The sequence below is a fragment of the Oerskovia sp. USHLN155 genome, from assembly GCF_037145535.1.
Taxonomy (GTDB): domain Bacteria; phylum Actinomycetota; class Actinomycetes; order Actinomycetales; family Cellulomonadaceae; genus Oerskovia; species Oerskovia rustica.
This window is the reverse complement of record NZ_JBBCXG010000002.1, coordinates 165,570-191,935: the sequence shown is the minus strand read 5'-3', so window position 1 is coordinate 191,935 and position 26,366 is coordinate 165,570. Positions and strand designations below refer to the sequence as shown.

Below are 26,366 nucleotides of genomic sequence, written 5' to 3'. Positions count from 1 at the left end.
CGGGGTGCGGGCATGAGCCCGGCTCTCCCGGACGGCATCCCCGTGCCCGACGACGGCGCTCTCCCTGCGTGGGTGGGTGCTGGTCCTGCTGGGGCGGTGCCGGACGACCACGCGGGTCGTGACTTCGGCGTGTACCTGCACGTGCCGTTCTGCACCGTGCGATGCGGCTACTGCGACTTCAACACGTACACGGCGTCCGAGCTGGGCGGTGGCGCGAGCCAGGCGTCCTACGCGGACACGGCGCTGCGGGAGATCGACCTCGCGGCGCGGGTCATGGAGCGTGCCGGGTTGGCCTCGCGCCCGGTCTCTACCGTGTTCGTGGGCGGCGGCACCCCGACGCTGCTGCCGGCCGGCGACCTGGCGCGCATGCTCGCGGGCGTGCGCGACGCGTGGGGTCTTGCCCCGGGCGCCGAGGTCACGACCGAGGCGAACCCCGACTCGGTGACCCCGGAGTCGCTCGCCGAGCTCGCGGCGGCGGGCTTCACGCGGGTGTCGTTCGGCATGCAGTCGGCCGTGCCGCGCGTGCTCGCGACGCTCGAGCGCACGCACGACCCGCGCCGCATCCCCGACGTGGTGCGCTGGGCGCGCGACGCGGGGCTCGCGGTGTCGCTCGACCTGATCTACGGGACGCCTGGCGAGAGCCTGGACGACTGGCGGACGAGCCTCGAGGCCGCGCTCGCGACGGGCGTCGACCACGTCTCGGCGTACGCGCTCGTCGTGGAGCAGGGGACGAAGATGGCCGCGCAGGTGCGCCGTGGGGACATCTCCCTGCCGAGCGAGGACGACCAGGCCGAGAAGTACGAGCTCGCGGACGAGCTGCTCACCGCGGCCGGGCTGGAGTGGTACGAGGTCAGCAACTGGGCCCGGCGGGCACCGACCGGCGACGGCTCCGTGCCGGGCGAGGCGGTGGCGGACCCGGCGTTCGTGTGCCGTCACAACCTGGCGTACTGGCGGGGCGAGGACTGGTGGGGGATCGGCCCCGGGGCGCACTCGTACATCGGAGGGGCCTCGAACCGTACAGACGATCCGGAGGATTCCGCGGACATCTCCGACGGCGTCTCCGACACGGCCGACGACGCGGCCGCGCCTGCGCCGGGCGGCCGTGAGGGCGTGCGATGGTGGAACGTGAAGCACCCGCGACGCTACGCGGCGATGCTCGAGGCGGGCGGCAGCCCGGCGGCCGGACGTGAGCTCCTGACCGTCTCGGAGGCTCACCTCGAGCGCGTCATGCTCGGTGTGCGACTGCGTGAAGGACTGGACCTGAGCGTCCTTACCGAGGTGGGTCGGCGCAACGTGGCCGGCATGGTCGCGGCGGGCCTCCTCGACGGAAGAGCGGCGATCCGAGGCCGCGGGGTGCTGACCCTGCGGGGACGGTTGCTGGCGGACACGGTGGTACGGGAGCTGACTGACGGGTGACGACGGTAGGACAGTCGGCTCGGGCGCAGGCCGGAGCAGCCAGGACCTCGACCGACCGCGTCGACGTGTGGCAGCGACTGCGACCTGCTGACCTCGACCTCGACTCGCCGGACAGGTCCCTCGTCGGGCCCCCGCCGCAGAGCCCACCGGCTCCCGGTGGGTACCGTCCGTCACGACCGGTGCGACCGACCGTCCGGTACCGGCGGATCGCCGGGCTCGACGGGTTGCGTGCGCTGGCCGTGCTCTCGGTCATGGTCTTCCACTTCGCCCCGCAGGTCCTCCCCGGCGGGTACGTGGGCGTCGACATCTTCTTCGTGCTCTCCGGGTTCCTCATCACGACGCTCCTGGTCCGCGAGTTCCGGGCGCGGCGGGCCGTGTCCCTGTCCCGGTTCTGGGTCCGACGAGCCCGCAGGCTCCTGCCGGCGCTGGGCCTGGTCGTGCTCGTGTGCACGGCCGCCGCGGGGCTGGTCGGGGGCGATCTCCTGGTGGGGATCGGGGCGCAGGTGGCAGGGGCCGCCACGTTCACGAGCAACTGGGTCTACATCGCCCAGGGCAGCACGTACTCCGGGGGACTGGCGCCCCAGATCTTCGCGAACCTGTGGTCGCTCGCCGTCGAGGAGCAGTTCTACCTGGTGTGGCCGCTCGTGGTCCTCGCGGTGCTCGCGCTGCGGATCACCCGGCGCCGGGCTCTGGTCCTGGCGGGGGTGCTCGCCGTCGGGTCCGCCGTCGCGATGGCGGTCCTGTACTCGCCCGGCACGGACCCGACCCGGGTCTACTTCGGCACCGACACCCACCTGTTCGGGCTCATGATCGGTGCCTTCCTCTCGTTCTGGCACCTGCGCACGGGGCGTCCGACGCTCGTCCGCGAGGCGCCGCGGACCACGACCCGCAGGGGAACCCTGTTCGTCGTGGGCGCGGGGATCGCGGGCGCGGCCGTCCTGGTCGTCGCGATGCTCTGGATGCCGTGGGACGACGGCATCACCTACCGGGGTGGACTGTTCGTCGTGTCGCTCGCGACGGCCGGGGTCGTCAACCTCGTGCTGCACGCACCGGGCCTCGGCAAGCAGCTGGACCGGGGGCCGGTGGGCTGGGTGGGCGCGCGCTCGTACGGCCTGTACCTGTGGCACTGGCCCGTCTTCGTCCTGGCCGCAGCGCTCGCCGGAGGCGGCGGGCTGTACGCGAGCCCCGGACCGTGGGTCGCGCTCGCCGCGACCGTCGTGACGTTCGGTGCCGCAGCGCTGTCGTACCGGTACGTCGAGCGTCCCGTCATGGGGCGAGGCCTCGGGGGGTACGTGCGGACCGTCGTGGCGTGGCTCCGCCGGGGTGCGTCGGGCCGCAACCCGTTGCCGGTCCGCGGGTGGCTCACGGTCGGCGGGGTCGTGGTGGTCGTCGGGCTCGCGGTCACGGGCTTCGTGCGCGCCCCGGCGATCTCCTCGGTCGAGGCGCAGATCCGCGCGGGCGCGGAGGTCGCCGCGCTGACCCAGCAGCCTGCCGGTGAGGCGCCTGCGGCACCGGCTCCCGACGCGGCGCCCGTGCCCGCGGAGCCCGCGCCGGAGACCCCGGCCGTGGCCCCGACGCCTCCACCCGGCGACCAGGTCACGATCATCGGCGACTCGGTGACGTTGGCGAGCGCGCCCGCGCTGACGGCGGCCCTTCCCGGCGTGCTGATCGACGGTGCCGTGGCCCGGCAGATGAAGGACGCCGTCGGCCTCGTCGAGGCCGTCCGCGCGGCCGGGAACCTCCGGCCCTACGTCGTGCTCTCGCTCGGGACGAACAGCACGGTCGACGCCGCGATGATGGACAAGGTCCTCGCCGCGATCGGTCCAGACCACACGGTCGTGCTCGTCACGGGGTACGCCGACCGGTCGTGGGTGCCGGTCACGAACGCCGAGCTGGTCGGCGCGGCCCAGCGCCACGGGAACGTCGTGATCGCGGACTGGAGCGGCGCGATCTCGTCCCAGCCCGCGCTGCTCGGACCCGACGGCGTGCACCCGACCTCCGAGGGGACGTCGCTCTACGCGGGGGTCGTCTCGGGTGGTCTCGCGCAGGCGGTCGCGCTCCGCGGACCCTGACGTCTCACCGGTGTCGTCCGAGGAGGTTTCGGGCGTTCCACGCTTCCTGTGGCGGGAATGGCCCGAACGCCCCATCGTGGAGGGTGATCTGTGAAATGTTCGATCGTCACAGTCCGTTCACAGTGTGGCTTGCCGCACCCCGCCGACCCGAGGGATCACGATGAGCGACAACACCGCAGGCGGGCCGCCGCCGGAAGAGAACGAGCCGACCCCGCAGAACCCCTCCGCGAGCACACCGGACCCCGGTGCCGCCGCGCAACCGCCCTCCGAGCCCGTCCCCCCGAGCCAGCCCCCGGCTCAGCCGCCGGTGACGCCGCCCACGCAGCCCCCGGCCCAGCCGACGCCGCCCGCGCAGCCCGGGCCTCCGGTCGCGCCGCCGTACGGCGCCCCGACCCCGCCCCCCGCGCAGCCCTACGGCGCTCCCGCCGGTGGGCAGCAGCCTCCGTACCCGCCTCCGGCAGGCGCCTACCCGCCGCCGGCCGGCGCGTACCCGCCTCCCGGCCAGCCTGCGTACGCGGGGGCCGCGGCGTTCTCGGTGGGTGACGCGATCGGCTTCGGGTGGAAGAAGTTCTGGGCGAACCCGGGACCGTGGATCCTCGCGGCCCTGATCTTCCTGGTGATCAACGCGATCTTCAGCTGGATCTCCGGCGGCTTCGACAACTTCACGGACTACCGCACCGACGGGTTCTCGGACACCAACATGGCCGAGGCGCTGGGGCTGAGCTTCGTCAGCGTCCTGCTGACGATCGTCGGCGTGATCATCAGCTACCTCGTCGCCGCGTTCTACTCCCGCGGTGCTCTCGACGAGACGCAGGGGCGCAAGCCCGACGTCTCGGCGTTCTTCCGGATCGCCAACGTGGGCAACGTCCTGCTGGCCGCCTTCCTCGTGGCCGTCATGACGATCATCGGCACGATCCTGTGCATCCTGCCCGGCATCGCGGTCGCGATCTTCTCGGCGTTCGTCTACTACTTCACCCTCGACAAGGAGCAGGACGCGATCACCGCGATCAAGTCCAGCTGGTCGCTCGTCGCGAAGAACTTCGGGTCGGTCTTCCTGCTGCTCCTGGCGCTCTTCGGGATCAACATCCTGGGCTTCCTGGTCTGCTTCGTCGGCCTGCTGGTCACGATCCCGCTGTCCTACATCGCGGTCGCGTACGCCTACCGCCGTCTGGTGGACGAGCAGCCCGTCTGACCTCCGCACAGGTCCCGACGACGGGCCGTGCCGCACCTCCACCTCGGGTGTGCGGGACGGCCCGTCGTCGTCTGCGCACGTGCCGTGCTGGCTGTGCGCCGGGTGCCGGCCAGGTGAATCGGCCCGCTCGGGGGACGGGCACGGTGGCCGCAGGTGTGCCGGACCGGCTAGCGTGAAGCGCCCGGTCCGTCCTGAACGGTCCGGTCCGTCCGTAGAGAGGCCCCGATGAGCAGCCAGAACCCTTCCGACCAGGTCCCTGACTACGGGCAGTACGTGCCCCCGACGGACCAGCACGGCACGCCCGGAGCCCAGCACGGGCAGCCGGGCCAGCCCGGCCAGCAGGGGTGGCCCGGTCAGCAGCCCCCCTACGGTCCTCCCGCGGGTCAACAGGGTCCGTACCCGCCCCAGGGCCAGTACCCGCCGCCGGGCTACCAGGGCGGCCCGGCCGCCCCGCTGTCGCCCGCCGACACGAAGACCTGGGCGAGCCTGTCCCACCTCCTGGGTGGGATCCTCGGGTTCCTCGCACCGCTCGTGATCTGGCTCGTCTTCCGCGAGCGCAGCCACGTCGTCGACGCCGAGGCCAAGAAGGCGCTCAACTTCCAGATCCCCGTGGCCCTCGTCCTGCTCGCCGCGAACTGGGTGCTCCCGGGCTTCCTGTCCGGCCTGGTCGTCCTCGGCGTCTGGGTGGCGTCGCTCGTGCTCGGCATCATCGCGTTCCAGGCCGTCAGCAACGGCCGTCCGACCAGCTACCCGATCGACGTGAAGATCGTGAAGTAGCGCACGTCGCCGCACGTCGAGAGGGGGCGTCCCAGGCAGACCTGGGCCGCCCCCTCTCGGCGCGTCACCGCGGGCGCCGGACCCTCAGTCGGCCGTCACGAAGTCGATGAGCTCCTCGACGCGGCCGAGCAGCGACGGTTCGAGGTCGGCATAGGTACGCACGGTCCCGAGGATCCGCTGCCAGCCGCGGGCCACGTCGGCCTGCTCGCTCGCCGGCCACCCGAGCTCGCGCAGGATGCCGCGCTTCCACTCGGTGCCGCGCTCGATCACGGGCCACGCGTCGAGGCCGACGCGCTCGGGCCGCACGGCCTGCCACACGTCGACGTAGGGGTGACCCAGCACCATGACCGTGCCGGGGCGCACGCCTCGCAGGGCCTCCGCGACCAGGCGCGTCTCCTTGCTGCCGGGGACCAGGTGGTCGACCAGGACGCCCACCTTGCGCTCCGCCGTCGGGCCGAAGTCCTCGAGGGCTTCGCTGAGGTTGTCGACGCCGTCGAGCAGCTCGACCACGACCCCCTCGATGCGCAGGTCGTCGCCCCACACCTTCTCGACGAGCTCGGCGTCGTGCTTGCCCTCGACCCAGATGCGGCTGCCGCGTGCGACGCGCGCCCGGACGTTCGCGACCGCGCGCGAGCCCGAGGCGGTGCGCGTCGGGGCGGCGGGCGCCGTCGAGGTCACCGGGGCGGTCAGCTCGACGGGCTCGCCGTCGACCCAGAAGCCCGGGCCGAGCGGGAAGGTGCGCGTGCGACGCGCGCGGTCCTCGAGGACGACGACGTGCATGCCGCCGGACTTCTCGACCCGCACCACGGCGCCGACCCAGCCGGTCTCGACGTCCTCGACGACGAGCCCGCGCTCGGCGGGCTGCGGGCGGGAGACCGGGCGCCGGCGGTGGGGGACCGGGGCGGGGGTCGCGCTGGACAGGACGTCGGAACCGTAGCGATCGAAGCTCACCGACGTCACCCTAGGCGCTCGTCGCCCTCTCGCCCGGAAGGGGCGCGCGGTGACCCGTGAGGTCGTCACGGGCCGGTCCGGGCGAGGTCGCTCGCCGGGTGCGGGCCCACGTGCCGTGGTACGACTGGCCGGTGAGCACTTCGAACGGCCCCGCCGCGCCCGACGCCCAGCGGTGGCGCGTCCTGGGGCTGTGCCTCGCGGTCGGTTTCATCACGATGCTCGACGTGTCGATCGTCAACGTCGCGCTCCCGTCGATCGAGAGGGCGCTCGACGCGGGCCCGACCGAGCTGCAGCTCATCGTCGCGGGCTACACCCTCGCGTTCGGGCTCGCGCTCGTCCCGGCCGGCCGCCTGGGCGACGCGGGCGGGCGTCGCACGTTGTTCATCGTCGGCCTCGTGGGCTTCGCGCTCACGAGCCTCGCGGCGGGCCTGGCACCGAACGACGAGTGGCTCGCGATCGCCCGGCTCCTGCAGGGCGTGAGCGCGGGCATGCTCAACCCGCAGGTCATCGGGCTCATCCAGCAGATGTTCTCGGGGTACGAGCGCGGCAAGGCGTTCGGCATGTTCGGTGCGACGATCGGCGTCTCGACGGCGCTGGGTCCGCTCCTGGGCGGGCTGATCCTCCAGGTCGTGGGCGAGGAGAACGGGTGGCGGTGGATCTTCGGGATCAACGTCCCGATCATCGCGGTCGTGCTGCCCCTGGCGATCAGGTTCCTGCCCGTGACGGTGCGCAGGCCCGGCCCGCGCAGGCTCGACCCCGTGGGCCTCGTCCTCATCGCGGTCGCGACGGTCGCGGTCATGCTGCCGTTCGTCACGACGTCGGGCCAGGACGACGACCCCGGCCGCTGGTGGTGGCTCGCGCTCGGGGCGGTCGCGGTCGTCGCCGCGGTGTTCTGGGAACGGCGCTACCAGCGCACCACGGGCGCCCCGGTCCTGGACCCGCGAGTCCTGTCGCTCACGTCGTTCCGCAACGGCACGCTGCTCGGCATCACGTACTTCGCGGGGTTCACGGGCATCTTCCTCGTCGCGACGCTGTACCTGCAGAACGACCTGCACTTCACGCCGCTGCACGCGGGGCTCATCGGGATGCCGTTCGCGATCGCGTCGGGCGTGGCGTCGTGGCTCGCGGGCCGCGGGGTCGCGCGCTGGGGCCGACCGCTCGTGGTCGCGGGCCTCGTGGTGGTCCTCGTCGGGCTCGGGGGCGTGATCCTCGCGATCCGCGCCACGGGGGACGACTCGTCGGCCGCGGGCTGGGGCATCGCCCTGACCATGATGATCACGGGGATCGGCAGCGGGACCGTCATCTCCCCGAACCAGACCCTGACCCTGGCCCGCGTCCCGGTCGAGCTCGCGGGCGTCGCGGGCAGCATGCTCCAGCTCGGGCAGCGAGTGGGATCGGCCATGGGCATCGCCGTGGTCCTCTCGACGTACTACTCGCTCAAGGCGGGCGGATCGACGGGAGCCGTCGCGGCGAGCACCGCGATGCTCATCACGGTCGCCCTGGTCGCGGTCTCGCTCGTGGTCGCGGTCGTGGACCTTCGGTCGCGGCACGCGCACGCCACGCCCGCAAGGTGACGTCCACGACGTGAGCGGCGCCGTCGGGCACCGTGCCGGGGCGGCGGCGGGGGTGAGGCCCGGCGAGAGCCTCGGGCCCGACGGCGGAGCGCGGGCCGCGTCGCGGCGTGTTCTTGAACGTCCGGACGACGACCAGTGTCGTCGACTGCCTCACTTCCGGAGTCGTCGTGGGGATCTTGGGGCTTGAGAGAATCCTTCATCAGTGGGTGAAGTTGCGGCGTTCTTACTGCTCGGAAATGTCGTCCCCGCTAGGCTGCGGCCACCACACACTATGTCGAAACGGGTGATTCGGGTGGAAATTGCGGAGCGGCTAGCCTCGCTGGCGACCAAGGTGCGACAACAGAAGGCCACGATCCAGACGGAGGAAGCGACCAAGAACGCGTTCGTCATGCCGTTCATCTCGCTCGTCCTCGGGTACGACGTGTTCAACCCGAACGAGGTCGTACCCGAGTTCACCGCGGATGTTGGCACGAAGAAGGGGGAGAAGATCGACTATGCGATCGTCAAGGACGGCGAGGTTCAGATTCTCATCGAGGCAAAGACCGTCGGCAGCCCGCTGGGAATCAACCATGCGTCCCAGCTCTTTCGGTACTTCGCAACGACGAACGCACGGATCGCGGTACTGACCAACGGCGAGCACTACCACTTCTTCACGGATCTCGACCGGCCGAACAGGATGGACGACAAGCCGTTCCTGCAGCTCGACCTCTCCGACCTCGACGACTCACTCGTGCCAGAGATCCAGAAGCTCACGAGGGACTCCTTCGATCTCGAGTCCGTGGTGAGTGCCGCCGAAGAACTGAAGTACATCGGAGCCCTCAAGCGTGTGCTGGGTGCCCAGTTCCGTGAACCAGACGCCGAGTGGGTGAAGGCGCTCACTGGCCGTGTCTACGAAGGCCCGATCACGCAGAAGGTGCGTGAGCAATTCCGAACGCTCGTGACGAAGGCGATGAAGCAGTTCCTAGCGGATCAGGTCAACGACCGGCTCAAGGCGGCGCTTGGCGGGCAGGGGTACGCGGAGTCCACTGCTCCGCTGACCGGTGAGTCGGCCGCCCGCGAGAGCGTTGCGGAGGCTGTCGAAGAGGCGGACCGCGGGATCGTGACGACGTTCGAGGAGCTCGAGGGCTTCCAGATCGTCCGAGCGATCGCTTGCAGCGAGGTCCCGCCGAGCCGGATCGTCCACCGGGACACGAAGAGCTACATGGGCATCCTGTTGGACGACAACAACCGCAAGCCGCTCGCCCGCCTTCACTTCAACACAGGGCAGAAGTACGTCGGCTTGTTCGACGAGGAGAAGACCGAGACTCGTCACGCGATCGAGACTCCGGAGGAGATCTACAACTTCGCTGAGCACATCCGCAAGAGCGTGCATTACTACGAGTGACTGGCGGAGCGGGCCGTCGTTGCTGACGGCCCGCTCTCGATGGACTGTTCGTGGCTGATGCATCGGCTGTCGAAGCAGGCCGTGTCGCGGTGCTGGTCGTTGAGCCCACCCGCCCCCGGCCCTGGCCAGGGCGCGGTCGGGAAGACCCCGTGAGGACCCTGTGCACGTCGCGCCCCACGCCTCCCGCGACCGCGTAGAATTAGCACTCGACGGTGGAGAGTGCGAGAACGCGCGACGATCGGGAGGTGGCCATGAGCGAGGAACGACGGCTCGACGTGCTGCGTGCGATCGTCGAGGACTACGTCCTGACGAGGGAGCCGGTGGGATCCCGGGTCCTGGCCGAGCGGCACCGCCTGGGCGTGTCCCCGGCGACGATCCGCAACGACATGGCCGCGCTCGAGGAGGACGGGTACATCGCCCAGCCCCACACCTCGGCCGGGCGCATCCCCACGGACAAGGGCTACCGCCTGTTCGTGGACAGGCTCTCGACGGTCAAGCCCCTGTCCTCGCCCGAGCGGCGGGCGATCGAGACGTTCCTGTCGGAGGCCGTCGACCTCGACGACGTCGTGGCCCGCGCGGGGCGTCTGCTCGCTCAGCTCACGGGCCAGGTCGCCGTGGTGCAGTACCCGTCGCTGCGCCGTTCGGGCCTGCGGCACCTCGAGCTGGTGCCGGTCGGCGACCGACGGCTGCTCGTGGTCATCATCACGGACACGGGCCGCGTCGAGCAGCGCACCCTCGAGGTCGCGCAGGCACCGGACGAGGCCACGCTCGCCGAGCTGCGCTCGCGGCTCAACGCCGTGGCGGCGGGCAAGCGTCTCGCGGAGCTCGGCAAGGGCTTCGCCGACGTCGCGCAGGAGTTCCGCCCCGAGCACCAGGACCTCGCGCGCTCGCTCGCGCTGCTCGTCGAGGAGACGCTGTCCGAGGAGTCGGAGGAGCGCATCGTGCTCGCCGGCACCGCCAACCTGGCCCGGGTCGGCATGAGGTTCGAGCACGCGCTGCGACCGGTCCTCGAGGCGCTCGAGGAACAAGTCGTGCTGCTCGGGTTGTTGACCGAGATGGCCGCGGAGACCGGGGTGAGCGTGCGCATCGGTCACGAGACGCAGCTCGAGGGGCTCGCGGAAACCTCGGTCGTGACGAGCGGATACGGTAACGAGGGGGACTCGGTCGCGCTGATCGGCTCGATCGGACCGACCCGCATGGACTATCCCGGGACGATCGCCTCGGTCCGCGCGGTCGCGCGGTACCTGTCGCGCGTCCTGACCGCATGAGTTCGGTTCTTGCGCCGGCGGGCGCCGCGCCGGGTCCTTCGACCCTGGTCGTCACCGCACGGTGTTGTCGGAAGTCGCCGATCCTGGATCGGCGTGCGCTAGTAGAGAGTGACCTGTGAGCGACTACTACGAGATCCTGGGCGTGCCCCGGGACGCGAGCCAGGACCAGATCAAGAAGGCCTACCGCAAGCTGGCCCGCGAGCTGCACCCTGACGTCGCGGGCGAGGCCGCCGAGGACAAGTTCAAGGACGTGTCCCGCGCCTACGAGGTGCTGTCCAGCCCGGACAAGCGCCAGCAGTACGACCTCGGCTCGGACCCGTCGGCCGCCGGCGGGGGCATGGGCGGAGGCTTCGGCTTCCAGGACATCTTCGAGACGTTCTTCGGGGGAGGCCAGGCGCAGTCGGGACCCATCCCGCGCGCACGCCGCGGCCAGGACGCCCTGGTGCGTCTCGACATCGACCTCTCGGAGGCGACCTTCGGGGCGCGCCGCGAGCTCCAGGTCGACACCGCGGTGATCTGCGGGACCTGTTCCGGCTCGTGCTGTCGCCCCGGCACGTCGCCCCGCACGTGCGACGTGTGCAACGGCCGTGGCACGGTCCAGCGCGTGGCGCGTTCGTTCCTCGGCCAGGTCATGACGACCGCCCCCTGTGCCGCGTGCCAGGGCTTCGGCACCGTGATCCCCGAGCCGTGCGCCGAGTGCGCGGGCGAGGGTCGCGTGCGCAGCCGTCGCACCCTGACCGTGAACGTCCCCGCGGGCGTCGACACGGGCACCCGCATCAAGCTCACGTCGCAGGGCGAGGTCGGCCCGGCCGGTGGCCCCGCGGGCGACCTGTACGTCGAGATCCGCGAGCGCAACCACGAGGTCTTCGTGCGTCGCGGCGACGACCTGCACTGCACGCTCCAGGTGCCCATGACGGCTGCGGCCCTCGGGACGGTCCTGGAGCTCGAGACCCTCGACGGCCCGCAGGAGATCGACCTGCGCCCCGGGACCCAGCCCGGGCAGATCGTCACGCTCAAGAACCTCGGCGTCGGCCACCTGCACACCGGTGGTCGCGGTGACCTCAACGTGCACGTCGAGGTCCAGGTCCCGACGGGCCTCGACGAGGAGCAGGAGGAGCTGCTGCGCTCGCTCGCGAAGGCCCGCGGCGAGGAGCGTCCGGACCCGCGCCTGTCCGCCGCGCACCCGGGAGTGTTCTCCCGCCTGCGCGACAAGCTCTCGGGGCGCTGACATGAGCGCGCCGGTCTTCCTCGCGGAGGCGAGCAGCTCGTCGGAGAGCGGGGCCGCGGGTGGCCTCGCGGGCTTCCCGGCGGGTTCGCTCTACGTGCTCGACGGCGCCGAGGGGCGCCACGCGGGCGTCGTCCAGCGGCGCGGGGTCGGGGAGGCGGTCGACGTCGTCGACGGCGAGGGCCTGCGCCTGCGGTGCAGCATCGAAGGTGTCGAGCCCTCCGGGGTCCACCTGCGCGTCCGTGAGGTCGTCGAGGAGCCCGCACCCGACGTCGTGGTGACGCTGGTCCAGGCCCTCGCGAAGGGCGACCGCGACGAGATGGCGATCGAGGCGGCGACCGAGGTCGGCGCCGACGCCGTGGTCCCGTGGCAGGCCGAGCGGTCGATCGTGGTGTGGCGTGGCGACCGCGCGGCCAAGTCGCGCGCCCGCTGGCTCGCGACCGTGCGCGCCGCGACCAAGCAGGCGCGGCGTGCCCGCCTTCCCCGGGTGGACCTCGCGATCGACACGCGCGGGCTCGTCGAGCGCACGCGCCAGGTCGTCGACGCGGGCGGTGCCGTCATCGTGCTGCACGAGGAGGCCGTCGTCCCGCTCGCCGAGGTGGCCCTGCCCGTCCCCGCGTCCCAGGACGTGGCCGCGGCGGGACGAGCGCCCGAGGTGCTCGTCGTCGTCGGGCCGGAGGGCGGGATCTCCGAGAAGGAGGTCGAGGCCCTGACCGGTGCCGGTGCACGCACCGCGCGCCTCGGCCCGCACGTGCTGCGGACCTCGACGGCGGGCCCGGTCGCGATCGCGATGCTCGTCCAACGGCTCGGCCGGTGGGGCGCGGCGGACGACGAGCGGTGACCCCGCACGTGGTGGGGGCGCACCGTCCGCCTCCCGGGCCGTGCCGGCGAGCCGGGGGTAGCCTGCCGTCATGACCAGCAACGACACCTCGCGCCCGACCGACCCGGACTGCCTGTTCTGCAAGATCGTCGCAGGCGAGATCCCCGCGACGATCGTGGCGACCACGGACCAGGCCGTGGCGTTCAAGGACATCAACCCGCAGGCCCCGCTCCACGTCCTCGTGGTGCCCCGCGCGCACCACGGCGACATCGCGCAGCTCGCCGCCGCCGACCCGGACCTCCTCGCGGGGGTCGTGGCCCTGGCCGACGAGGTCGCGAGCGAGCAGGCCGACGGGCAGTTCCGGCTCATCTTCAACTCGGGACCGCGCGCCGGGCAGAGCGTGTTCCACGTCCACGGGCACGTCATCGGCGGCACCGCGCTGGGGTGGAACCCGGCCTGACCGCAAGGACGCTCGTCCGCCCGGTCCTGCGGGCCGCCCGGTGCGCCCGGTATTCGCCCTGACCCCGGCGGACACGCTCGATATCATGGACGCACCACGAACGACCAGACCTGCTGAAGGAGTGCCGCGGCGCAAGCCGGCTCATGCCATCTTCGACACCACCCACACCGAACGGCCCGGCGGCCGCGCACCCCTCCGGGACCCGGGTCGAGCACCGTATCGTCGTGCCGTCCCACGTGCCGATGGTGGACCTGCTCGGCAGCGGTGACGTGGTCCTGCGAGCCATCGAGTCCGGGTTCCCCACGATCGACGTCCATGCCCGCGGGAACGAGATCGCGGTCACCGGCCCCGTCGGCGACGTCGCGCTCGCCTCCCGGCTGCTCGACGAGCTCGTCGAGGTCGTCGAGTCCGGCACCCGCCTCACGCCCGACGTCGTGACGCGCTCCGTCGCGATGCTCACCGCGGCGACCGCGGCCCGCCCGGCCGAGGTCCTGACGTTCAACATCCTCTCCAGCCGTGGCCGGACGATCCGTCCCAAGACGGTCGGGCAGAAGCGCTACGTCGACGCGATCGACGCGAGCACCGTGACGTTCGGGATCGGCCCCGCCGGGACCGGAAAGACGTACCTCGCGATGGCCAAGGCCGTCCAGGCGCTCCAGGCCAAGCAGGTCAGCCGGATCGTGCTGACCCGTCCGGCCGTCGAGGCGGGGGAGCGGCTCGGGTTCCTGCCCGGCTCGCTCTCCGAGAAGATCGACCCGTACCTGCGCCCCCTGTACGACGCGCTGCACGACATGATCGACCCCGAGTCGATCCCCAAGCTCATCGAGGCCGGGACCATCGAGGTGGCGCCGCTGGCATACATGCGCGGTCGCACGCTGAACGACGCGTTCATCATCCTCGACGAGGCGCAGAACACCTCGACCGAGCAGATGAAGATGTTCCTGACCCGTCTCGGCTTCGGTTCCAAGATGGTCATCACGGGCGACGTGACGCAGGTCGACCTGCCGGGTGGGACGCCGTCCGGGCTGCGGGTCATCGAGGACGTCCTGACCGGGGTCGACGACGTCGAGTTCTGCCGGCTGACCTCGACGGACGTCGTACGGCACCGCCTCGTGAGCGACATCATCGACGCCTACGCGCGCTGGGACGTGAGCACCGCGCGCGACGGCGGAGGCCACGCGCACGGCGCCGGGCGCGGCGGCACGGCGCGCCGTGAGCGACCACGAGACACACGAGACCAACGAGAGCAAGGGGCACGCTGATGAGCGTCGAGATCAACAACGAGTCCGGCTACGAGGTCGACGAGGCGGAGTTCGCGGCCCTCGCGCGCTACGTCCTGGACTCGATGCACGTCCACCCCCAGAGCGAGCTCGGCATCCGGTTCGTCGAGTCCGACGTCATGGCCGAGCTGCACGTGCGCTGGATGGACGAGCCCGGCCCCACGGACGTCCTGTCGTTCCCCATGGACGAGCTCCGTCCCGGGCGCGACGGGGACGTGACCCCTGCGGGCGAGCTGGGCGACATCGTGCTGTGCCCCGAGGTCGCCGCGCAGCAGGCGGTCACGGCCGGCCACTCGACGGCCGAGGAGATGCTCCTGCTCACGACGCACGGCATCCTCCACCTGCTCGGCTACGACCACGCCGAGCCCGAGGAGGAGAAGGAGATGTTCGCGCTGCAGCGCAAGCTGCTCCTGACCTTCCTCGCCAGCCGATGACCGAGGTCCCCGTCGCGCTGCTGCTGGTCCTCGCGGTCGTCGGAGTCCTCCTCGCGGGGGCGCTCGGCGCGGGCGAGGCGGCGGTCATGCGTGTCACGCGTGCCGCGGTGGGCGAGGCGGCCGCGGAGGTCGAGGGTGCCACCACCGGCACGAACGGCGGTGGGGCGGGCGGCCCGCTGCCGCCGCGCGTGGTCCGGGTGCGCAGGGTCCAGGCGCTGACCGAGGACCCTCCGCACACCGCGGCGTCGCTCGCGTTCCTGCGCGTCGTCGCCGAGATGCTGGCAGCCTCCTGCGTGACGCTGCTCGTCCTGGCGTGGCTCGACGACTGGTGGCAGGCGCTGCTCGTGGCCCTGCTGTTCGCAGTCCTCGTCGCGCTGGGCTTCGCCCGGGTCGCGCCGCGCGCCCTCGGGCGCCAGCACCCGGTGCGGGTGCTCGTGGCCCTGCCGGGGATCCTGACCCCCGCGGTCGCCCTGACGGGCTGGCTGGTGCGGGTCACGGCATCGCGGGACGAGGCCGACGGGCCGTACGAGCGCGAGCTGCGGGACATGGTCGACCGCGTCAACGAGTCCGAGATCATCGAGGAGGAGGAGCGCGAGATGATCCGCTCCGTCTTCGAGCTCGGTGACACCCTCACGCGCGAGGTCATGGTGCCCCGCACCGACATGATCACGACCCCGGCGTCGACGCCCCTGTCGAAGGCGCTCGCCCTGTTCCTGCGCTCCGGGTTCTCGCGGCTGCCGGTCACGGGGACGTCGGTCGACGACCTCGTGGGCGTCGTCTACTTCAAGGACGTCGTCAAGGTCGTGCACGCCTCGCCCGAGGCGGCGTCGCGCCGCGTCGAGGACGTCGCCCGTCCGGCGATCTTCGTGCCGGAGTCCAAGCCGGTCGACGACCTCCTGCGCGAGATGCAGGCCTCGGCGTCGCACATCGCGATGGTGGTCGACGAGTACGGCGGCGTCGCGGGCCTCGTGACGATCGAGGACGCTCTCGAGGAGATCGTCGGGGAGCTGACCGACGAGCACGACCGGTCCGGCCCCGAGATCGAGGACCTGGGGGACGGGACGTTCCGGGTGCCCGCCCGCCTGCCTCTCGACGAGCTCGGAGAGCTCTTCGACCGCGACATCGAGGACGACGACGTCGACACCGTCGGGGGCCTGCTGTCCAAGGCGCTCGGCAAGGTCCCGCTGCCCGGGTCGGCCGCGGAGGCCCAGGGCGTGCACATGACGGGTGAACGCGTCGAGGGGCGCCGCAAGCAGCTCGCGACCGTGCTCGTGAGCGCCGTCGTCGCCGACCGCGAGGACCCGGACGCCCCGGGGGCGTCGTCGAGCAACGAGGTGCGCGAGCGCACCGAGCCGCGCGAGCGCGGCCACCGAGACCACCAGACGACCCCCGAGCGCGCCGAGCGTGCCGGGCGGACCAGTGACACCCCGCGTCGAGCGGGAGAGTCGAACGAGAGAGAAGCACACCGGTGACCCAGAACGACCACGCAGCAGCAGAGCACAAGGCCGGCTTCGCGTGCTTCGTCGGACGGCCCAACGCGGGCAAGTCCACGCTCACGAACGCCCTGGTCGGGCAGAAGGTCGCGATCACCTCCGGGCGACCGCAGACGACCCGTCACACGATCCGCGGCATCGTGCACCGCCCCGACGCACAGCTCATCCTCGTGGACACGCCCGGGCTGCACCGTCCGCGCACGCTCCTCGGCGAGCGGCTCAACGACCTGGTCCGTGAGACCCTCGCCCAGGTCGACGTCATCGCGTTCTGCCTCCCGGCGGACCAGAAGGTGGGGCCGGGGGACAAGTACATCGCGGCCCAGCTCGCGGAGCTCATGAAGGGCCGCCGCCCGACCCCGGTCGTCGCCGTCGTGACCAAGGCCGACCTCGTCGACCGCGAGACCCTGACGAAGCACCTCCTCGCGGTGGACCAGCTCGGCGAGTGGCAGGACATCGTGCCGGTCTCGGCCAAGGACGGTTTCCAGGTCGAGACCCTCGAGGAGGTGCTGATCAAGCACCTGCCGCCGGGCCCTGAGCTGTACCCCGGTGGCGAGCTGACCGACGAGCCCGAGGCCGTGATGGTCGCCGAGCTCGTCCGCGAGGCGGCCCTGGAGGGCGTGCGCGACGAGCTCCCGCACAGCCTTGCCGTGGTCGTCGACGAGATCGTGCCGCGGGAAGGTTCGGGGAACCCGGAGACGGGTCGGCCGCCGCTCCTGGACGTCCGGGTCAACCTCTTCGTGGAGCGTGACAGCCAGAAGGCGATCATCATCGGGCGTGGCGGTTCGCGCCTGCGCCACGTCGGGACCGAGGCCCGCAAGGGCATCGAGGCGCTGCTCGGCGCGCGCGTGTACCTCGACCTGCACGTCAAGGTCGCCAAGGACTGGCAGCGCGACCCCAAGCAGCTGCGCCGGCTCGGGTTCTAGGGTGTACCCCCGTCCCACGTCGGGCCGTTCCCAGGGCGGGTGGCCCCGCTCGCGCGAGACGATGCCGTCGTGATCTTCCGTACCGCGGCGACGAGCGCCGCCCTCGCGATCGGCCTGGCCCTGGTGGGGGCCGTCACCGGACCCCAGTGGTCGCCCGTGCCGGTCACCGACCATCTCGAACCCACGACGTCGGACACGACGATCGGTGGTCAGGGGCCCGACGTCCAGCCGGTGGGGACGTACGAGGTCACGGAGACCCCGGTCGTCATCCGGCTCGACGGGACGAGTGTCGACGGGATCGTGCGCGAGCCGGTCGACGCCCCCGAGGGGCGCCCCGGGGTGGTGTTCCTCCACGGTGCGGGGACGGGGGCTGCGGACGAGGCGTTCGTCGACGTCGCGACCCAGATGGCGAGCGCCGGCGTCGTGACGCTCGTGCCCTCCAAGCGGCTCGACACGTACACGACGCGGCACCGCGACTACGTCGGCATGGCGGCGGACTACCAGCGCTCGGTGGACCTCCTGCGCACCCGGCCCTCGGTCGACCCCGAGCGGGTGGGGCTCTACGCCGAGTCGGAGGGCACGTGGATCGCACCGGTGCTGGTGGACCAGGACCCGGACGTCTCGTTCCTGGTCATGGTCTCGGCGCCCGTGGTGCCGCCGCGGCAGCAGGCGGGCTTCGCGGTCGACTCCTACCTGCGCAACACGGGGGTGCCGCAGGGAGTCTTCCGGGCGATCCCCCGAGCCGTGGGCATGGAGATGCCGGGCGGAGGGTTCGAGTACGCCGACTTCGACGTCACGCCCTACCTTGCGCGCCTCGACGTGCCGACCCTCGTGGTCTACGGCACGGCGGACCCGTCGATGCCGGTCGAGCAGGGCGCGCTGCGCATCATCGCGGAGGCCGGTGCGAACGGGAACCACGACGTGACGGTGCGCTACTACGAGGGCGCGAACCACGGGATCAAGATCGACGACGTCCTCGTGCCGGAGTTCGCGCGCGACGTCTCGGCGTGGGTCCAGGGACTCATGGGCACGGCGGGCGCCGCCCCGACCGTGGCGGGCGGCCAGCCGAACCAGCTCTACCTCGCGTCCGCCGTGCCCAACCCCCGGTGGTACGGGAACGGTGACATCGTCATCGGGTTCGTGATCGTGGGTGGTGTGCTCCTCGTGGTCGGTCCGCTCATGTGGCTCGTGACGGGCGTGGCACGCAGGCTGCGCCGCACGCCGCGTCCGGCAGGACGGCTCGCCGCGGGTCTTCGATGGCCGCTCGTGGGTCTCGCGGCGGGGTCCGTCGCGACGATGGTGGGCCTCGTCGTCTACCTGGTCTCGGTCGCGAGGCTCGCGCTGGACTACCGGACGGACGCGTGGGTGGTCCAGGGCGGATGGGTCGCGGTGCGTCTGCTGGGCCTGGCGACCGTCGTGGCGGCGGCGTTCATCATCAACCGCCTGTCGGACCTGCGGACGGCGCGCAAGGCGGTCGACGCCTCGGGCGGGGGCGTCGTGGTGCGCCCGGCGACCGGCGTCGGCGCCCGCACGACGCTGTGGGCGACCGTCGCGGGGTCGACGATCCTGCTCGTGACGCTGGCCTACTGGGGCGTGTACCAGCTGGGCATCTGATTCTCGGTCGTCGGCGCCTGGGGTCGTCCCGGCGCTTAGGGTCGTCCCATGGGACGACGTTCGCGGGGCACGGCCAGGTCGAGCGTGCGCGTCTTCGCGATCGAGGAGGTCGACGAGGACCTGAGCGGGCTGGACGGGCCCGGCCCGCGGTCGCACGGCGACGTGCCCGACGGTGCGTCGCCCGTCCAGGGGGCGGCCGTCGGCCGGGTGTCGCAGGTCGGCGCCGGTGACGAACCGCGCGTCGGCGAGCGGCCCGCCCGTCGAAGGTGGTCGCGCAGGGCACGCCTCCTCGTGGGGGCAGGGGCGTCTGTCGTCGCCCTCCTCGCTGTCGGAGGGGTCGTCCGTGGCGAGATGAACGAGTCTGCGCGCGTCGAGCGGGTGGTCGCCGCCGGGGGGATCAGACCGCTGGGCCCGGAGGTGGGAGTCCGGTGGCGGATCGAGCCGAGGTCCTCGGGCGACGACGGCTCGGGATGGTGGTTGTCACCCGTCGTGGTGGACGGGACGCTCGTCGCGCCCGGTAGCCCTGCGGTCGGGTACGACCCGACGACCGGGCGGGAGCTGTGGCGCGGTGCGCCCCGGCCGGCGTCGGACACGGCGCGGGTCACGACCGGGTGCACCGGCACCGGGACGTGGGAGGCGCAGGAGGACCCGTTGGTCTGTACGACGTTCGAGCTCCGGTCGGTCCCCACGGACGGGGCGACGTTCGAGCAGTCCCTCCCGGTGCGCATCGACGTCATGGTCGCCGCGACGGGGGAGCTCACGGGCTCTCGCACGTTCCGCGAGGGGACGCAGGGGGCGGCCGTCTTCGACGACGGCGTCGCCTCGGTCAGGTGGGGGGACGGCGGGCACGTGGTCGTCGACCTGGAGGACCTCGCCACGGGAGAGCTGCGGTGGTCGCGGGAGATCGACGAGGACCGCGGGAGCGGCCCGGGTGAGGACTACCTGGGACTGCAGGACGGTGGGTCGGTGCTCATGGTCGCGGTCGCGGGCCGCCTCGTGACGCTGGACGCGCAGGGCCGGACCGTGGACGAGGCCGAGGACTCGTGGACCAGCCCGTTGCGGGGAGGGCTCGCCGTCGTCCAGCATCCCGACGGCGCCTCGACCGTCCTCGATCCCGACGGGGCGGAGCTCTTCCGCACCCGGGGCACCGTCCAGGAGTTCGCCGTGACGGACGGAGGACCGTCGCGGGTGTTCCTCGTCACGGAGGGCGGCGGTCTCATGGACGAGTCCGGGAACATCGAGCCGCCGCGCACGACCGCCCTCGATGCGGCGACCGGACGGACCCGGTGGAGCGTCGACGGGGTCAGTGCCCCGGTCGCCCAGGTGGGCGAGGTCGGGATCCTGTCGGAGGCAGGTCGGCTGCGGGGGGTGGACCTGGGCTCCGGGAGACGGTTGTGGGAGTCCTCCGACCTCCTGGCCTACTCGTCGGCGTACACCGACGGGACGGACCTGTACCTCGTGGGGACGAGCGCGGGGGGCGGGACCCGGATCACGGCGGTCTCCGTGGACTCCGGGCAGGAACTGTGGTCGAGCCACCTCACCGATCTCTTCGTGTGGGGGGCCAGCGCGCGTGGGACGCTCGTCGTCGCGACCGACGACGGCACCCTGCTGGGCATCGGCTGACGGCCCGCCGGAGCTCCAGGTCGCGCGGACGGTCCGGCGCCATGTCGTGGCGCACCGCCGAGGTGGCGGCACCCCGCCCCGCCCGGTCGACGCATCGGGACTACCGTGGAGAGGTGGCTCCACGACGTCGTGAGCATGATGCCCACGCCGTCGAGCTGGTCGAGGTGGCCGAGCTCGACGACGACTTCGACGCGGGGCCGGCAGGGGCCACCGGACGGACGACGGGGAGCGGCGGAGCGCACCCGGGAGGCACCGCTGCCGGAAGGGCGGGGGCAGGCTCGTCGTCGGTCGGCGCCGGGCGGCCGCCGGGGGGAGCCGACATACCCGGCGCGCACGGCAGGACGAGGGGCCGGCCCGTCCGCGTGGTCCTCGCCGTGGTCCTCCTGGGCTGCGGCGTGGGGGCCTCGCTCGCGGTCGGGGCGGTACTGGAACGGGCGCGGGCGGACCGGGTGGCCGCGCAGGCCGGAGGGCTCTGGCCCGTCGCCTCCGAGCCTGCGAGCCTGTGGCGGGCCTCGACCGGTGAGGGGCTCCCCGCGGCCGTCGACGGGCAGGTGGTGCTCACCGGAGCGGAGGGGGCGGTGACTGCCCGGGACGTCACCACGGGCGACGAGCTGTGGACCGTCCACCTGCCGCCCGGGCCCACGACGTGCGGGCCAGATCTCCTCGACCCTGCCGTGCAGGGTTCGCCGCTCGTGTGCGTCACGGACCGGGGGGCGCCGGTCGGTGCCGGTCGGAGCGACGACGGGTTCCCGTTCCTCGTCTCGGTACTGGACCGGACCGGGCAGGTCGTCGGGTCCCGGGCGCTGACCGCCGGCGTCGAGGCGGCCGCACCGCTCGCGGGAGGGCGCGTCGCGACCGCTGCTCGTGGGGCGGACGGCGTCGTCGTGACGTGGGAGGGCGCGCTCGACGGTGCCGTCGAGCGGGTCCGCACCGTCGGTGTGGCGCCGGCTCCCGTGGACGCGGTCGGGTCCACGGGGGCCGAAGGGACCTCCACGGCAGACGCGCCCGTCGCGGACGTCGGCCTGGTCGTGGCGCGCGGTCTGCTGCACGTCCGTTCCGGCGACGTGTCGGAGACCTTCGACGCTGCGGGGGACCCGTCGGCAGAGTTCTCCAGCGCGCAGGCGCGCGGATGGTTGCGGGAGCGCGGCCTCCCAGGAGGCTCGTCGGCCAGGGTGGTCGACGACCGCCGGACCGGGCAGGAGGACCGCGTGGACGTGGTCGGGCCCGACGGTCGGCAGAGGTTCAGCGTGGCCGGGGAGCCGTTCGTGCCCCAGGTCACCGACGGCGGCCCTCCCCAGGTGCTCGTGGTCCGGATGCCCGGGTTCACGGGGTACGACGCGACCACGGGGCACCGTCTGTGGCATCGGGAGGAGTGGCCCGAGGTGCTCTGGCTCCAGACGGACGACGTCGTCGTGATGGAGTCGGGGTCGCGGCTGCTGGCGCTCGAGACCAGGACGGGCCGCGAGGTGTGGCAGCGCTGGTTGCCGACGGAGATCGTCCGGGTGTTCACCGACGGGGACTCGGTGCTGCTCGCGACGGTCGGCGACGTGCCCGGCGGGACGGACGGTGCCTCGACGAGCGTCGTGTCCGTGAGTCTCTTCGACGGCCGCACCGAGTGGCGCCGGACCCTCGACGGGGAGTACCACGAGGTCGTCTCCGCACAGGGGATGCTGTTCGCCCTGACGAGGACCGAGGTCGTGCGTCTGGGTCGTGGGACGCGCAGGTACAGAGTGGGAGACTTGAGCCATCGGTGATCTACCGGTAGAAACTGACGGGGCCGTCGTGGCCTGATCCGGCGCTCGACCGACACCGAGCCCGGGGTGATCTGTAGGGAGAACGCGATGACCAACGAGACCGACCCTGGGCCCGGCCCCGATCAGCAGCCACGCACTCCCGCCGGAGGGGCGCAGAAGGCTCCGTCGTCGGACGGGTCCGTGAAGGTGTCCGCCGCCGAGCCCGCAGGTGGTGCCGAGCAGAAGCCGGGACCGGCTGCCGGGAGCAACCCGTTCGTCGGAATCCCCGTGAGCGACTACGTGCGGGACGGCGTGGCGGCGCTGCTCCTGTTCGTCGCGCTCACGATGCCGTGGGACGCCGGGCACAAGGCGTCGGACAAGATCGAGGTCATCCTCGTCACGGTCGTCTCGCTCCTTTCGCTCGCCCTCCCGTACCTGGCACGGACCGGCGCTCTGCCGACGACGTGGACGGTGCACACGACCCGCCTCGCGCGTCTCGTCGCGAACGCCCCGTACGTGCTCCTGGCCGCGGTCTACGTCGTCCTGGACCTGGTGAACCGGTCGGTCGACAACGGGTGGGGTGGCGTCGGGACGGCGCTCTCGCTCGGCCTCGCGGGGGCGCTCCTGGCGGCCCAGCCGCGGCAGGCCGAGCTCGGCCCGGTCGAGCAGGACGCGGCGGTGTCGCGGCTCTGGTCGCTCGTGCTGACGGTGATCGCCGGTGTGGCGGTCGTCGGGGCGCTGGTCGCCTTCCTCCTCACCTTCTCCCTGGGGGTTCCCGTCCTGCTGGTGCTCCGGTTCCTCGTCGCCGGGGCCGTGACCGTGGCGCTCGTCGGGTGGCCCGTGTGGGGGATCCTGCGACGTGACGAGGCCTGGCGCCTGGTGCTCGTCGGGCTGGGTGTCGCCCTGGTGGTGCTGTTCGTGCTCAACACCAGCAACCTGCTGGTCAGCTTCGACTCCTTCGCGCTCGGGCAGTTCGGGCTGCTGCTGGTCCCGGCCGCGGCAGCGGTCGCGGCCTCGCCCGCCCTCGCCCGCACCACCGCATCGTCGTCCTCGCCCGTCTCGACCTGGGTCGCGGTCGCGGTGCACGCGCTCGACCTCGTCGTGGTGGTCGCCGTCGGGACCGCGCTGTCCGGTGTCCTCACCCTCGCAGACGGCGGTCGGGGCTCGATCCTGATCCTGTCGATCGTGTTCGGGCTGCTCGCCGCGGGCGCCGCGTTCGTGGCCCGTCGGTCGCTCGCGCGTGACGCGGTGGCCGGGCGGACGCTCGCCCTGGGCGCGGCGGGCGTCGTCGCGATCCTCGGCATCGTCCTTCTCATCGTCGCGACGAACCAGCCAGGTACGGGCTTCGGGACCTCGCTCCTGCTGCTGGCCTACGGGCTGCCGCTCCTCGTGGTGTTCGCCCTCACGGTCCCGGCCGAGGTCAGGACCCATTTCGCGGAGAACCGGCCCGCGTCGCCCGTCGGGTCGGACGCCGCGCCGAGCGCGTACGTCTGGCAGCCGCCCGCGCCGCGCCCGGCGCGTCCCAAGCCTGTGCCGGAGCCCGTCGCGGGCCCGTACGGCAGCGGCAGCTATGCGACCGGCCCGGACGGCTACGGTCCCGAGGCCGGCGAGCAGGAGCCCGATCCGGTCGCAGCCCCGTCGTCGCGCCCGACGCCCGCCCAGACGCCGGTGCAGGCCCAGCCGCAGCAGGCTCAGCCCGTGCAGCAGGTCCGCTACCAGCCGAGCCAGGAGCCGACGCAGCCCGTCCGGCAGGACCCCCAGCCGCAGCCCGCCCGCCCGGTCGAGCAGTACCAGCCGACGCAGGTCCTGCCGGCTCAGGGCGGCTCGTCGTCGCACCCCGTGCAGCCGGTCGTACCCGAGCGCTCGGGCTACGCGGCCCGGCCCGGCTACGCCGCACAGTCCGTGGGGGACACCGCGGTCCTGCCCCCGTACCAGGACCCGCAGCCGGTGGGGTTCAGCGCTGCTCAGGCGCTGGACCCGTCCACCCCGCTCGAGGTGCTCGCGCAGATCGTCCAGGAAGCACCGCACCTGCGGCCCCAGGTCGCGGCGAACCCGTCGACGTACCCCGCGCTGCTCGAGTGGCTCGGCAACCTGGGCGACCCGGCGGTCGACGCGGCGCGGCGTTCGCGCCGCAGCCCGCCCTGGTGGGCTCGCCGGCGGCCCGCCACACGCGTGTCGGCCACCGGGACGTCCCTGACCATCGCCCCGGACGGGAGTACAGTGGCAGCGTGCACGTGACTCAGCTGCTCCTCCTTCGTTGCCGCGACGAGGCCCTCTAGGCCGCATCCTCGTCGCGGTGGTCTGGTGTGCCGGCTGAACAGCACCGACGAAGAGATCGCGAAGGACAAGATGAGCACCACGGCCCAGACCCCCCAGACCAGCACCCGTTCGGCACAGCAGCCGTCGGGCATGCCCGTGCACAAGTACGAGCCCTTCCACCAGCAGTTCGACGTGTCGCTGCCGGACCGGACGTGGCCGGACAAGCGCATCGAGAAGGCCCCGCGCTGGTGCGCGGTCGACCTGCGTGACGGCAACCAGGCGCTGATCGAGCCCATGAACGCCGAGCGCAAGCTGAAGATGTTCCAGCTGCTCGTCGACATGGGCTACAAGGAGATCGAGGTCGGTTTCCCGTCGGCCTCGCAGACCGACTTCGACTTCGTGCGCCTGCTCATCGAGGACGGGCACATCCCGGACGACGTCGTGATCCAGGTCCTGACGCAGTCCCGCGAGCACCTCATCGCCCGCACGTACGAGTCTCTGCGGGGGGCGAAGCAGGCGATCGTGCACCTGTACAACTCGACGTCGCGGCTCCAGCGCGAGGTCGTCTTCCGCACGGACCGTGAGGGCATCATCGCGATCGCGGTGAACGGTGCGAAGTTGTGCCGCAAGTTCGAGGAGACCATCCCGGAGACCGCGGTCTTCTACGAGTACTCGCCCGAGTCGTACACGGGCACGGAGCTCGAGTTCGCGGTGGAGATCTGCAACGAGGTCATCGAGGTCTTCGAGCCCACGCCCGACCGCAAGGTCATCATCAACCTGCCCGCGACGGTCGAGATGGCGACGCCCAACGTCTACGCCGACTCGATCGAGTGGATGAACCGCCACCTCGCGCACCGCGAGAACGTCGTCCTGTCGCTGCACCCGCACAACGACCGCGGGACGGCGGTGGCTGCCGCGGAGCTGGGCTACCAGGCCGGCGCCGACCGCATCGAGGGCTGCCTGTTCGGCAACGGCGAGCGCACGGGCAACGTCTGCCTGGTGACGCTCGGCATGAACCTGTTCAGCCAGGGCATCGACCCGGAGATCGACTTCTCCGACATGGACCGCATCCGTCGCACGGTCGAGCACTGCAACCAGATCGCCGTGCACGAGCGTCACCCGTACGCGGGCGACCTGGTCTTCACCGCGTTCTCGGGCTCGCACCAGGACGCGATCAAGAAGGGCCTCGACGCCATGGCCGCCGAGGCCGAGGCTGCGGGCAAGGGCGTCGACGACCTGGTGTGGGGCGTGCCGTACCTGCCCATCGACCCCAAGGACGTCGGCCGGTCGTACGAGGCCGTGATCCGCGTCAACTCGCAGTCGGGCAAGGGCGGCATCTCGTACCTGCTGCAGTCCGAGCGTCACCTGGACCTGCCGCGGCGCCTGCAGATCGAGTTCTCGCGCGTCGTCCAGGCGTTCACGGACGCGGGTGGGCAGGAGGTCACGGGCGACGACATCTGGCGGATCTTCTCGGACGAGTACCTGCCGGCGGCCCCCGAGTCGGGTCTGGAGCAGTGGGGCCGGCTGAAGCTTCGCGGGACCCGCGCGGTGTCGTCGGAGGACGGCCCCGACACCCTGGCGGTCGACGTGCTGGACCGCGGCGAGCACCTGACGCTCGAGGGCTCGGGCAACGGGCCGGTCGCGGCGTTCGTCGACGCGATCGCGCACGTCGGCGTCGAGGTCCGGGTCCTGGACTACGCCGAGCACGCGCTCTCGGAGGGTGGAGACGCGACGGCCGCCGCGTACGTCGAGTGCCAGGTCGGCGACGACGTCCTGTGGGGCGTCGGCATCGACCCGTCGATCACCACGGCCTCGCTCAAGGCGATCGTCTCGGCCGTGAACCGTGCGGAGCGCTCCGAGGGCTGATT

General features: G+C 72.3%; 20 protein-coding genes. 19 read left to right on the top strand and 1 reads right to left on the bottom strand.

Going from position 1 to position 26,366, the window contains the following annotated elements:
- The first annotated feature begins 12 nt into the window (after window positions 1-12).
- The 4 genes from hemW to WFH32_RS03775 all read left to right on the top strand — a co-directional run bounded on the left by hemW (window position 13) and on the right by WFH32_RS03775 (window position 5,457).
- Window positions 13-1,416: a radical SAM family heme chaperone HemW gene (gene hemW / locus WFH32_RS03790; RefSeq protein ID WP_336706268.1), complete on the top strand. Its 1,404-nt coding sequence runs from the start codon at window positions 13-15 to the stop codon at window positions 1,414-1,416.
- A gap of 179 nt (window positions 1,417-1,595) precedes the next feature.
- Window positions 1,596-3,488, top strand: a complete 1,893-nt coding sequence (locus tag WFH32_RS03785; protein WP_336706267.1) for an acyltransferase family protein — start codon at window positions 1,596-1,598, stop codon at window positions 3,486-3,488.
- A 160-nt stretch (window positions 3,489-3,648) separates the two neighbouring features.
- Window positions 3,649-4,680, top strand: coding sequence for a hypothetical protein (locus WFH32_RS03780; RefSeq protein ID WP_336706266.1), 1,032 nt, complete (start codon window positions 3,649-3,651; stop codon window positions 4,678-4,680).
- A gap of 225 nt (window positions 4,681-4,905) precedes the next feature.
- Window positions 4,906-5,457, top strand: coding sequence for a DUF4870 domain-containing protein (locus WFH32_RS03775; RefSeq protein ID WP_191795380.1), 552 nt, complete (start codon window positions 4,906-4,908; stop codon window positions 5,455-5,457).
- Window positions 5,458-5,541: 84 nt separating this feature from the next.
- Here WFH32_RS03775 and WFH32_RS03770 read toward each other — a convergent pair whose 3' ends face one another.
- Window positions 5,542-6,408, bottom strand: a complete 867-nt coding sequence (locus tag WFH32_RS03770) for a DUF3097 domain-containing protein (RefSeq protein ID WP_336706265.1) — start codon at window positions 6,406-6,408, stop codon at window positions 5,542-5,544.
- 131 nt (window positions 6,409-6,539) lie between these two features.
- Between WFH32_RS03770 and WFH32_RS03765 the strand changes: the two genes are divergently transcribed.
- From WFH32_RS03765 to leuA, 15 genes are all read left to right on the top strand, one after another.
- Window positions 6,540-7,982 carry an MFS transporter gene (locus WFH32_RS03765; protein ID WP_336706264.1) on the top strand — a complete coding sequence of 481 codons (1,443 nt, stop codon included), beginning with the start codon at window positions 6,540-6,542 and terminating at the stop codon, window positions 7,980-7,982.
- Between the two features lie 292 nt (window positions 7,983-8,274).
- On the top strand, window positions 8,275-9,366 hold the full coding sequence (locus WFH32_RS03760; protein WP_336706366.1) for a type I restriction endonuclease: 1,092 nt from the start codon (window positions 8,275-8,277) through the stop codon (window positions 9,364-9,366).
- A gap of 251 nt (window positions 9,367-9,617) precedes the next feature.
- Window positions 9,618-10,634, top strand: coding sequence for a heat-inducible transcriptional repressor HrcA (gene hrcA, locus WFH32_RS03755; RefSeq protein WP_191795382.1), 1,017 nt, complete (start codon window positions 9,618-9,620; stop codon window positions 10,632-10,634).
- Between the two features lie 115 nt (window positions 10,635-10,749).
- A complete protein-coding gene (dnaJ, locus tag WFH32_RS03750; protein WP_030151645.1) occupies window positions 10,750-11,862 on the top strand; it encodes a molecular chaperone DnaJ in 1,113 nt (370 codons plus the stop codon).
- Between the two features lies 1 nt (window position 11,863).
- Window positions 11,864-12,700 (top strand): 16S rRNA (uracil(1498)-N(3))-methyltransferase, encoded by an 837-nt coding sequence (locus WFH32_RS03745; RefSeq protein WP_336706263.1) that lies wholly within the window; start codon window positions 11,864-11,866, stop codon window positions 12,698-12,700.
- Between the two features lie 70 nt (window positions 12,701-12,770).
- The gene (locus tag WFH32_RS03740) at window positions 12,771-13,139 is read left to right on the top strand and encodes a histidine triad nucleotide-binding protein (RefSeq protein WP_030151647.1); all 369 of its coding nucleotides are present in this window, start codon (window positions 12,771-12,773) and stop codon (window positions 13,137-13,139) included.
- A gap of 143 nt (window positions 13,140-13,282) precedes the next feature.
- Window positions 13,283-14,401 (top strand): PhoH family protein, encoded by a 1,119-nt coding sequence (locus WFH32_RS03735; RefSeq protein WP_191795384.1) that lies wholly within the window; start codon window positions 13,283-13,285, stop codon window positions 14,399-14,401.
- Window positions 14,401-14,853 (top strand): rRNA maturation RNase YbeY, encoded by a 453-nt coding sequence (gene ybeY / locus WFH32_RS03730; RefSeq protein WP_336706262.1) that lies wholly within the window; start codon window positions 14,401-14,403, stop codon window positions 14,851-14,853. The genes WFH32_RS03735 and ybeY overlap by 1 nt, the downstream gene beginning before the upstream one ends.
- Entirely contained in the window at window positions 14,850-16,325 is a 1,476-nt protein-coding gene (locus tag WFH32_RS03725) for a hemolysin family protein (protein ID WP_336706261.1), read from the top strand. Before ybeY ends, WFH32_RS03725 begins: the two co-directional genes overlap by 4 nt.
- The gene (gene era, locus WFH32_RS03720; protein ID WP_191795386.1) at window positions 16,322-17,269 is read left to right on the top strand and encodes a GTPase Era; all 948 of its coding nucleotides are present in this window, start codon (window positions 16,322-16,324) and stop codon (window positions 17,267-17,269) included. Before WFH32_RS03725 ends, era begins: the two co-directional genes overlap by 4 nt.
- 69 nt (window positions 17,270-17,338) lie before the next feature.
- A complete protein-coding gene (locus WFH32_RS03715) occupies window positions 17,339-18,883 on the top strand; it encodes an alpha/beta hydrolase family protein (protein WP_191795387.1) in 1,545 nt (514 codons plus the stop codon).
- 48 nt (window positions 18,884-18,931) lie between these two features.
- On the top strand, window positions 18,932-20,506 hold the full coding sequence (locus WFH32_RS03710) for an outer membrane protein assembly factor BamB family protein (protein ID WP_191795388.1): 1,575 nt from the start codon (window positions 18,932-18,934) through the stop codon (window positions 20,504-20,506).
- A 113-nt stretch (window positions 20,507-20,619) separates the two neighbouring features.
- Entirely contained in the window at window positions 20,620-22,260 is a 1,641-nt protein-coding gene (locus WFH32_RS03705) for an outer membrane protein assembly factor BamB family protein (RefSeq protein WP_336706260.1), read from the top strand.
- A gap of 87 nt (window positions 22,261-22,347) precedes the next feature.
- Window positions 22,348-24,477 carry a DUF7937 domain-containing protein gene (locus tag WFH32_RS03700; protein WP_336706259.1) on the top strand — a complete coding sequence of 710 codons (2,130 nt, stop codon included), beginning with the start codon at window positions 22,348-22,350 and terminating at the stop codon, window positions 24,475-24,477.
- Between the two features lie 111 nt (window positions 24,478-24,588).
- The gene (gene leuA, locus WFH32_RS03695) at window positions 24,589-26,364 is read left to right on the top strand and encodes a 2-isopropylmalate synthase (protein ID WP_191795391.1); all 1,776 of its coding nucleotides are present in this window, start codon (window positions 24,589-24,591) and stop codon (window positions 26,362-26,364) included.
- Window positions 26,365-26,366: the final 2 nt, after the last annotated feature.

What these genes read in the sequence shown, in the direction of transcription:
- ybeY (WP_336706262.1), top strand. Translation starts at nt 14,401, where the DNA reads ATGAGCGTCGAGATCAACAACGAGTCCGGCTACGAGGTCGACGAGGCG.
- WFH32_RS03740 (WP_030151647.1), top strand. Translation starts at nt 12,771, where the DNA reads ATGACCAGCAACGACACCTCGCGCCCGACCGACCCGGACTGCCTGTTC.
- hemW (WP_336706268.1), top strand. Translation starts at nt 13, where the DNA reads ATGAGCCCGGCTCTCCCGGACGGCATCCCCGTGCCCGACGACGGCGCT.
- leuA (WP_191795391.1), top strand. Translation starts at nt 24,589, where the DNA reads ATGAGCACCACGGCCCAGACCCCCCAGACCAGCACCCGTTCGGCACAG.
- WFH32_RS03745 (WP_336706263.1), top strand. Translation starts at nt 11,864, where the DNA reads ATGAGCGCGCCGGTCTTCCTCGCGGAGGCGAGCAGCTCGTCGGAGAGC.
- WFH32_RS03735 (WP_191795384.1), top strand. Translation starts at nt 13,283, where the DNA reads ATGCCATCTTCGACACCACCCACACCGAACGGCCCGGCGGCCGCGCAC.
- WFH32_RS03710 (WP_191795388.1), top strand. Translation starts at nt 18,932, where the DNA reads ATGGGACGACGTTCGCGGGGCACGGCCAGGTCGAGCGTGCGCGTCTTC.
- hrcA (WP_191795382.1), top strand. Translation starts at nt 9,618, where the DNA reads ATGAGCGAGGAACGACGGCTCGACGTGCTGCGTGCGATCGTCGAGGAC.
- WFH32_RS03780 (WP_336706266.1), top strand. Translation starts at nt 3,649, where the DNA reads ATGAGCGACAACACCGCAGGCGGGCCGCCGCCGGAAGAGAACGAGCCG.
- WFH32_RS03775 (WP_191795380.1), top strand. Translation starts at nt 4,906, where the DNA reads ATGAGCAGCCAGAACCCTTCCGACCAGGTCCCTGACTACGGGCAGTAC.
- WFH32_RS03725 (WP_336706261.1), top strand. Translation starts at nt 14,850, where the DNA reads ATGACCGAGGTCCCCGTCGCGCTGCTGCTGGTCCTCGCGGTCGTCGGA.
- WFH32_RS03700 (WP_336706259.1), top strand. Translation starts at nt 22,348, where the DNA reads ATGACCAACGAGACCGACCCTGGGCCCGGCCCCGATCAGCAGCCACGC.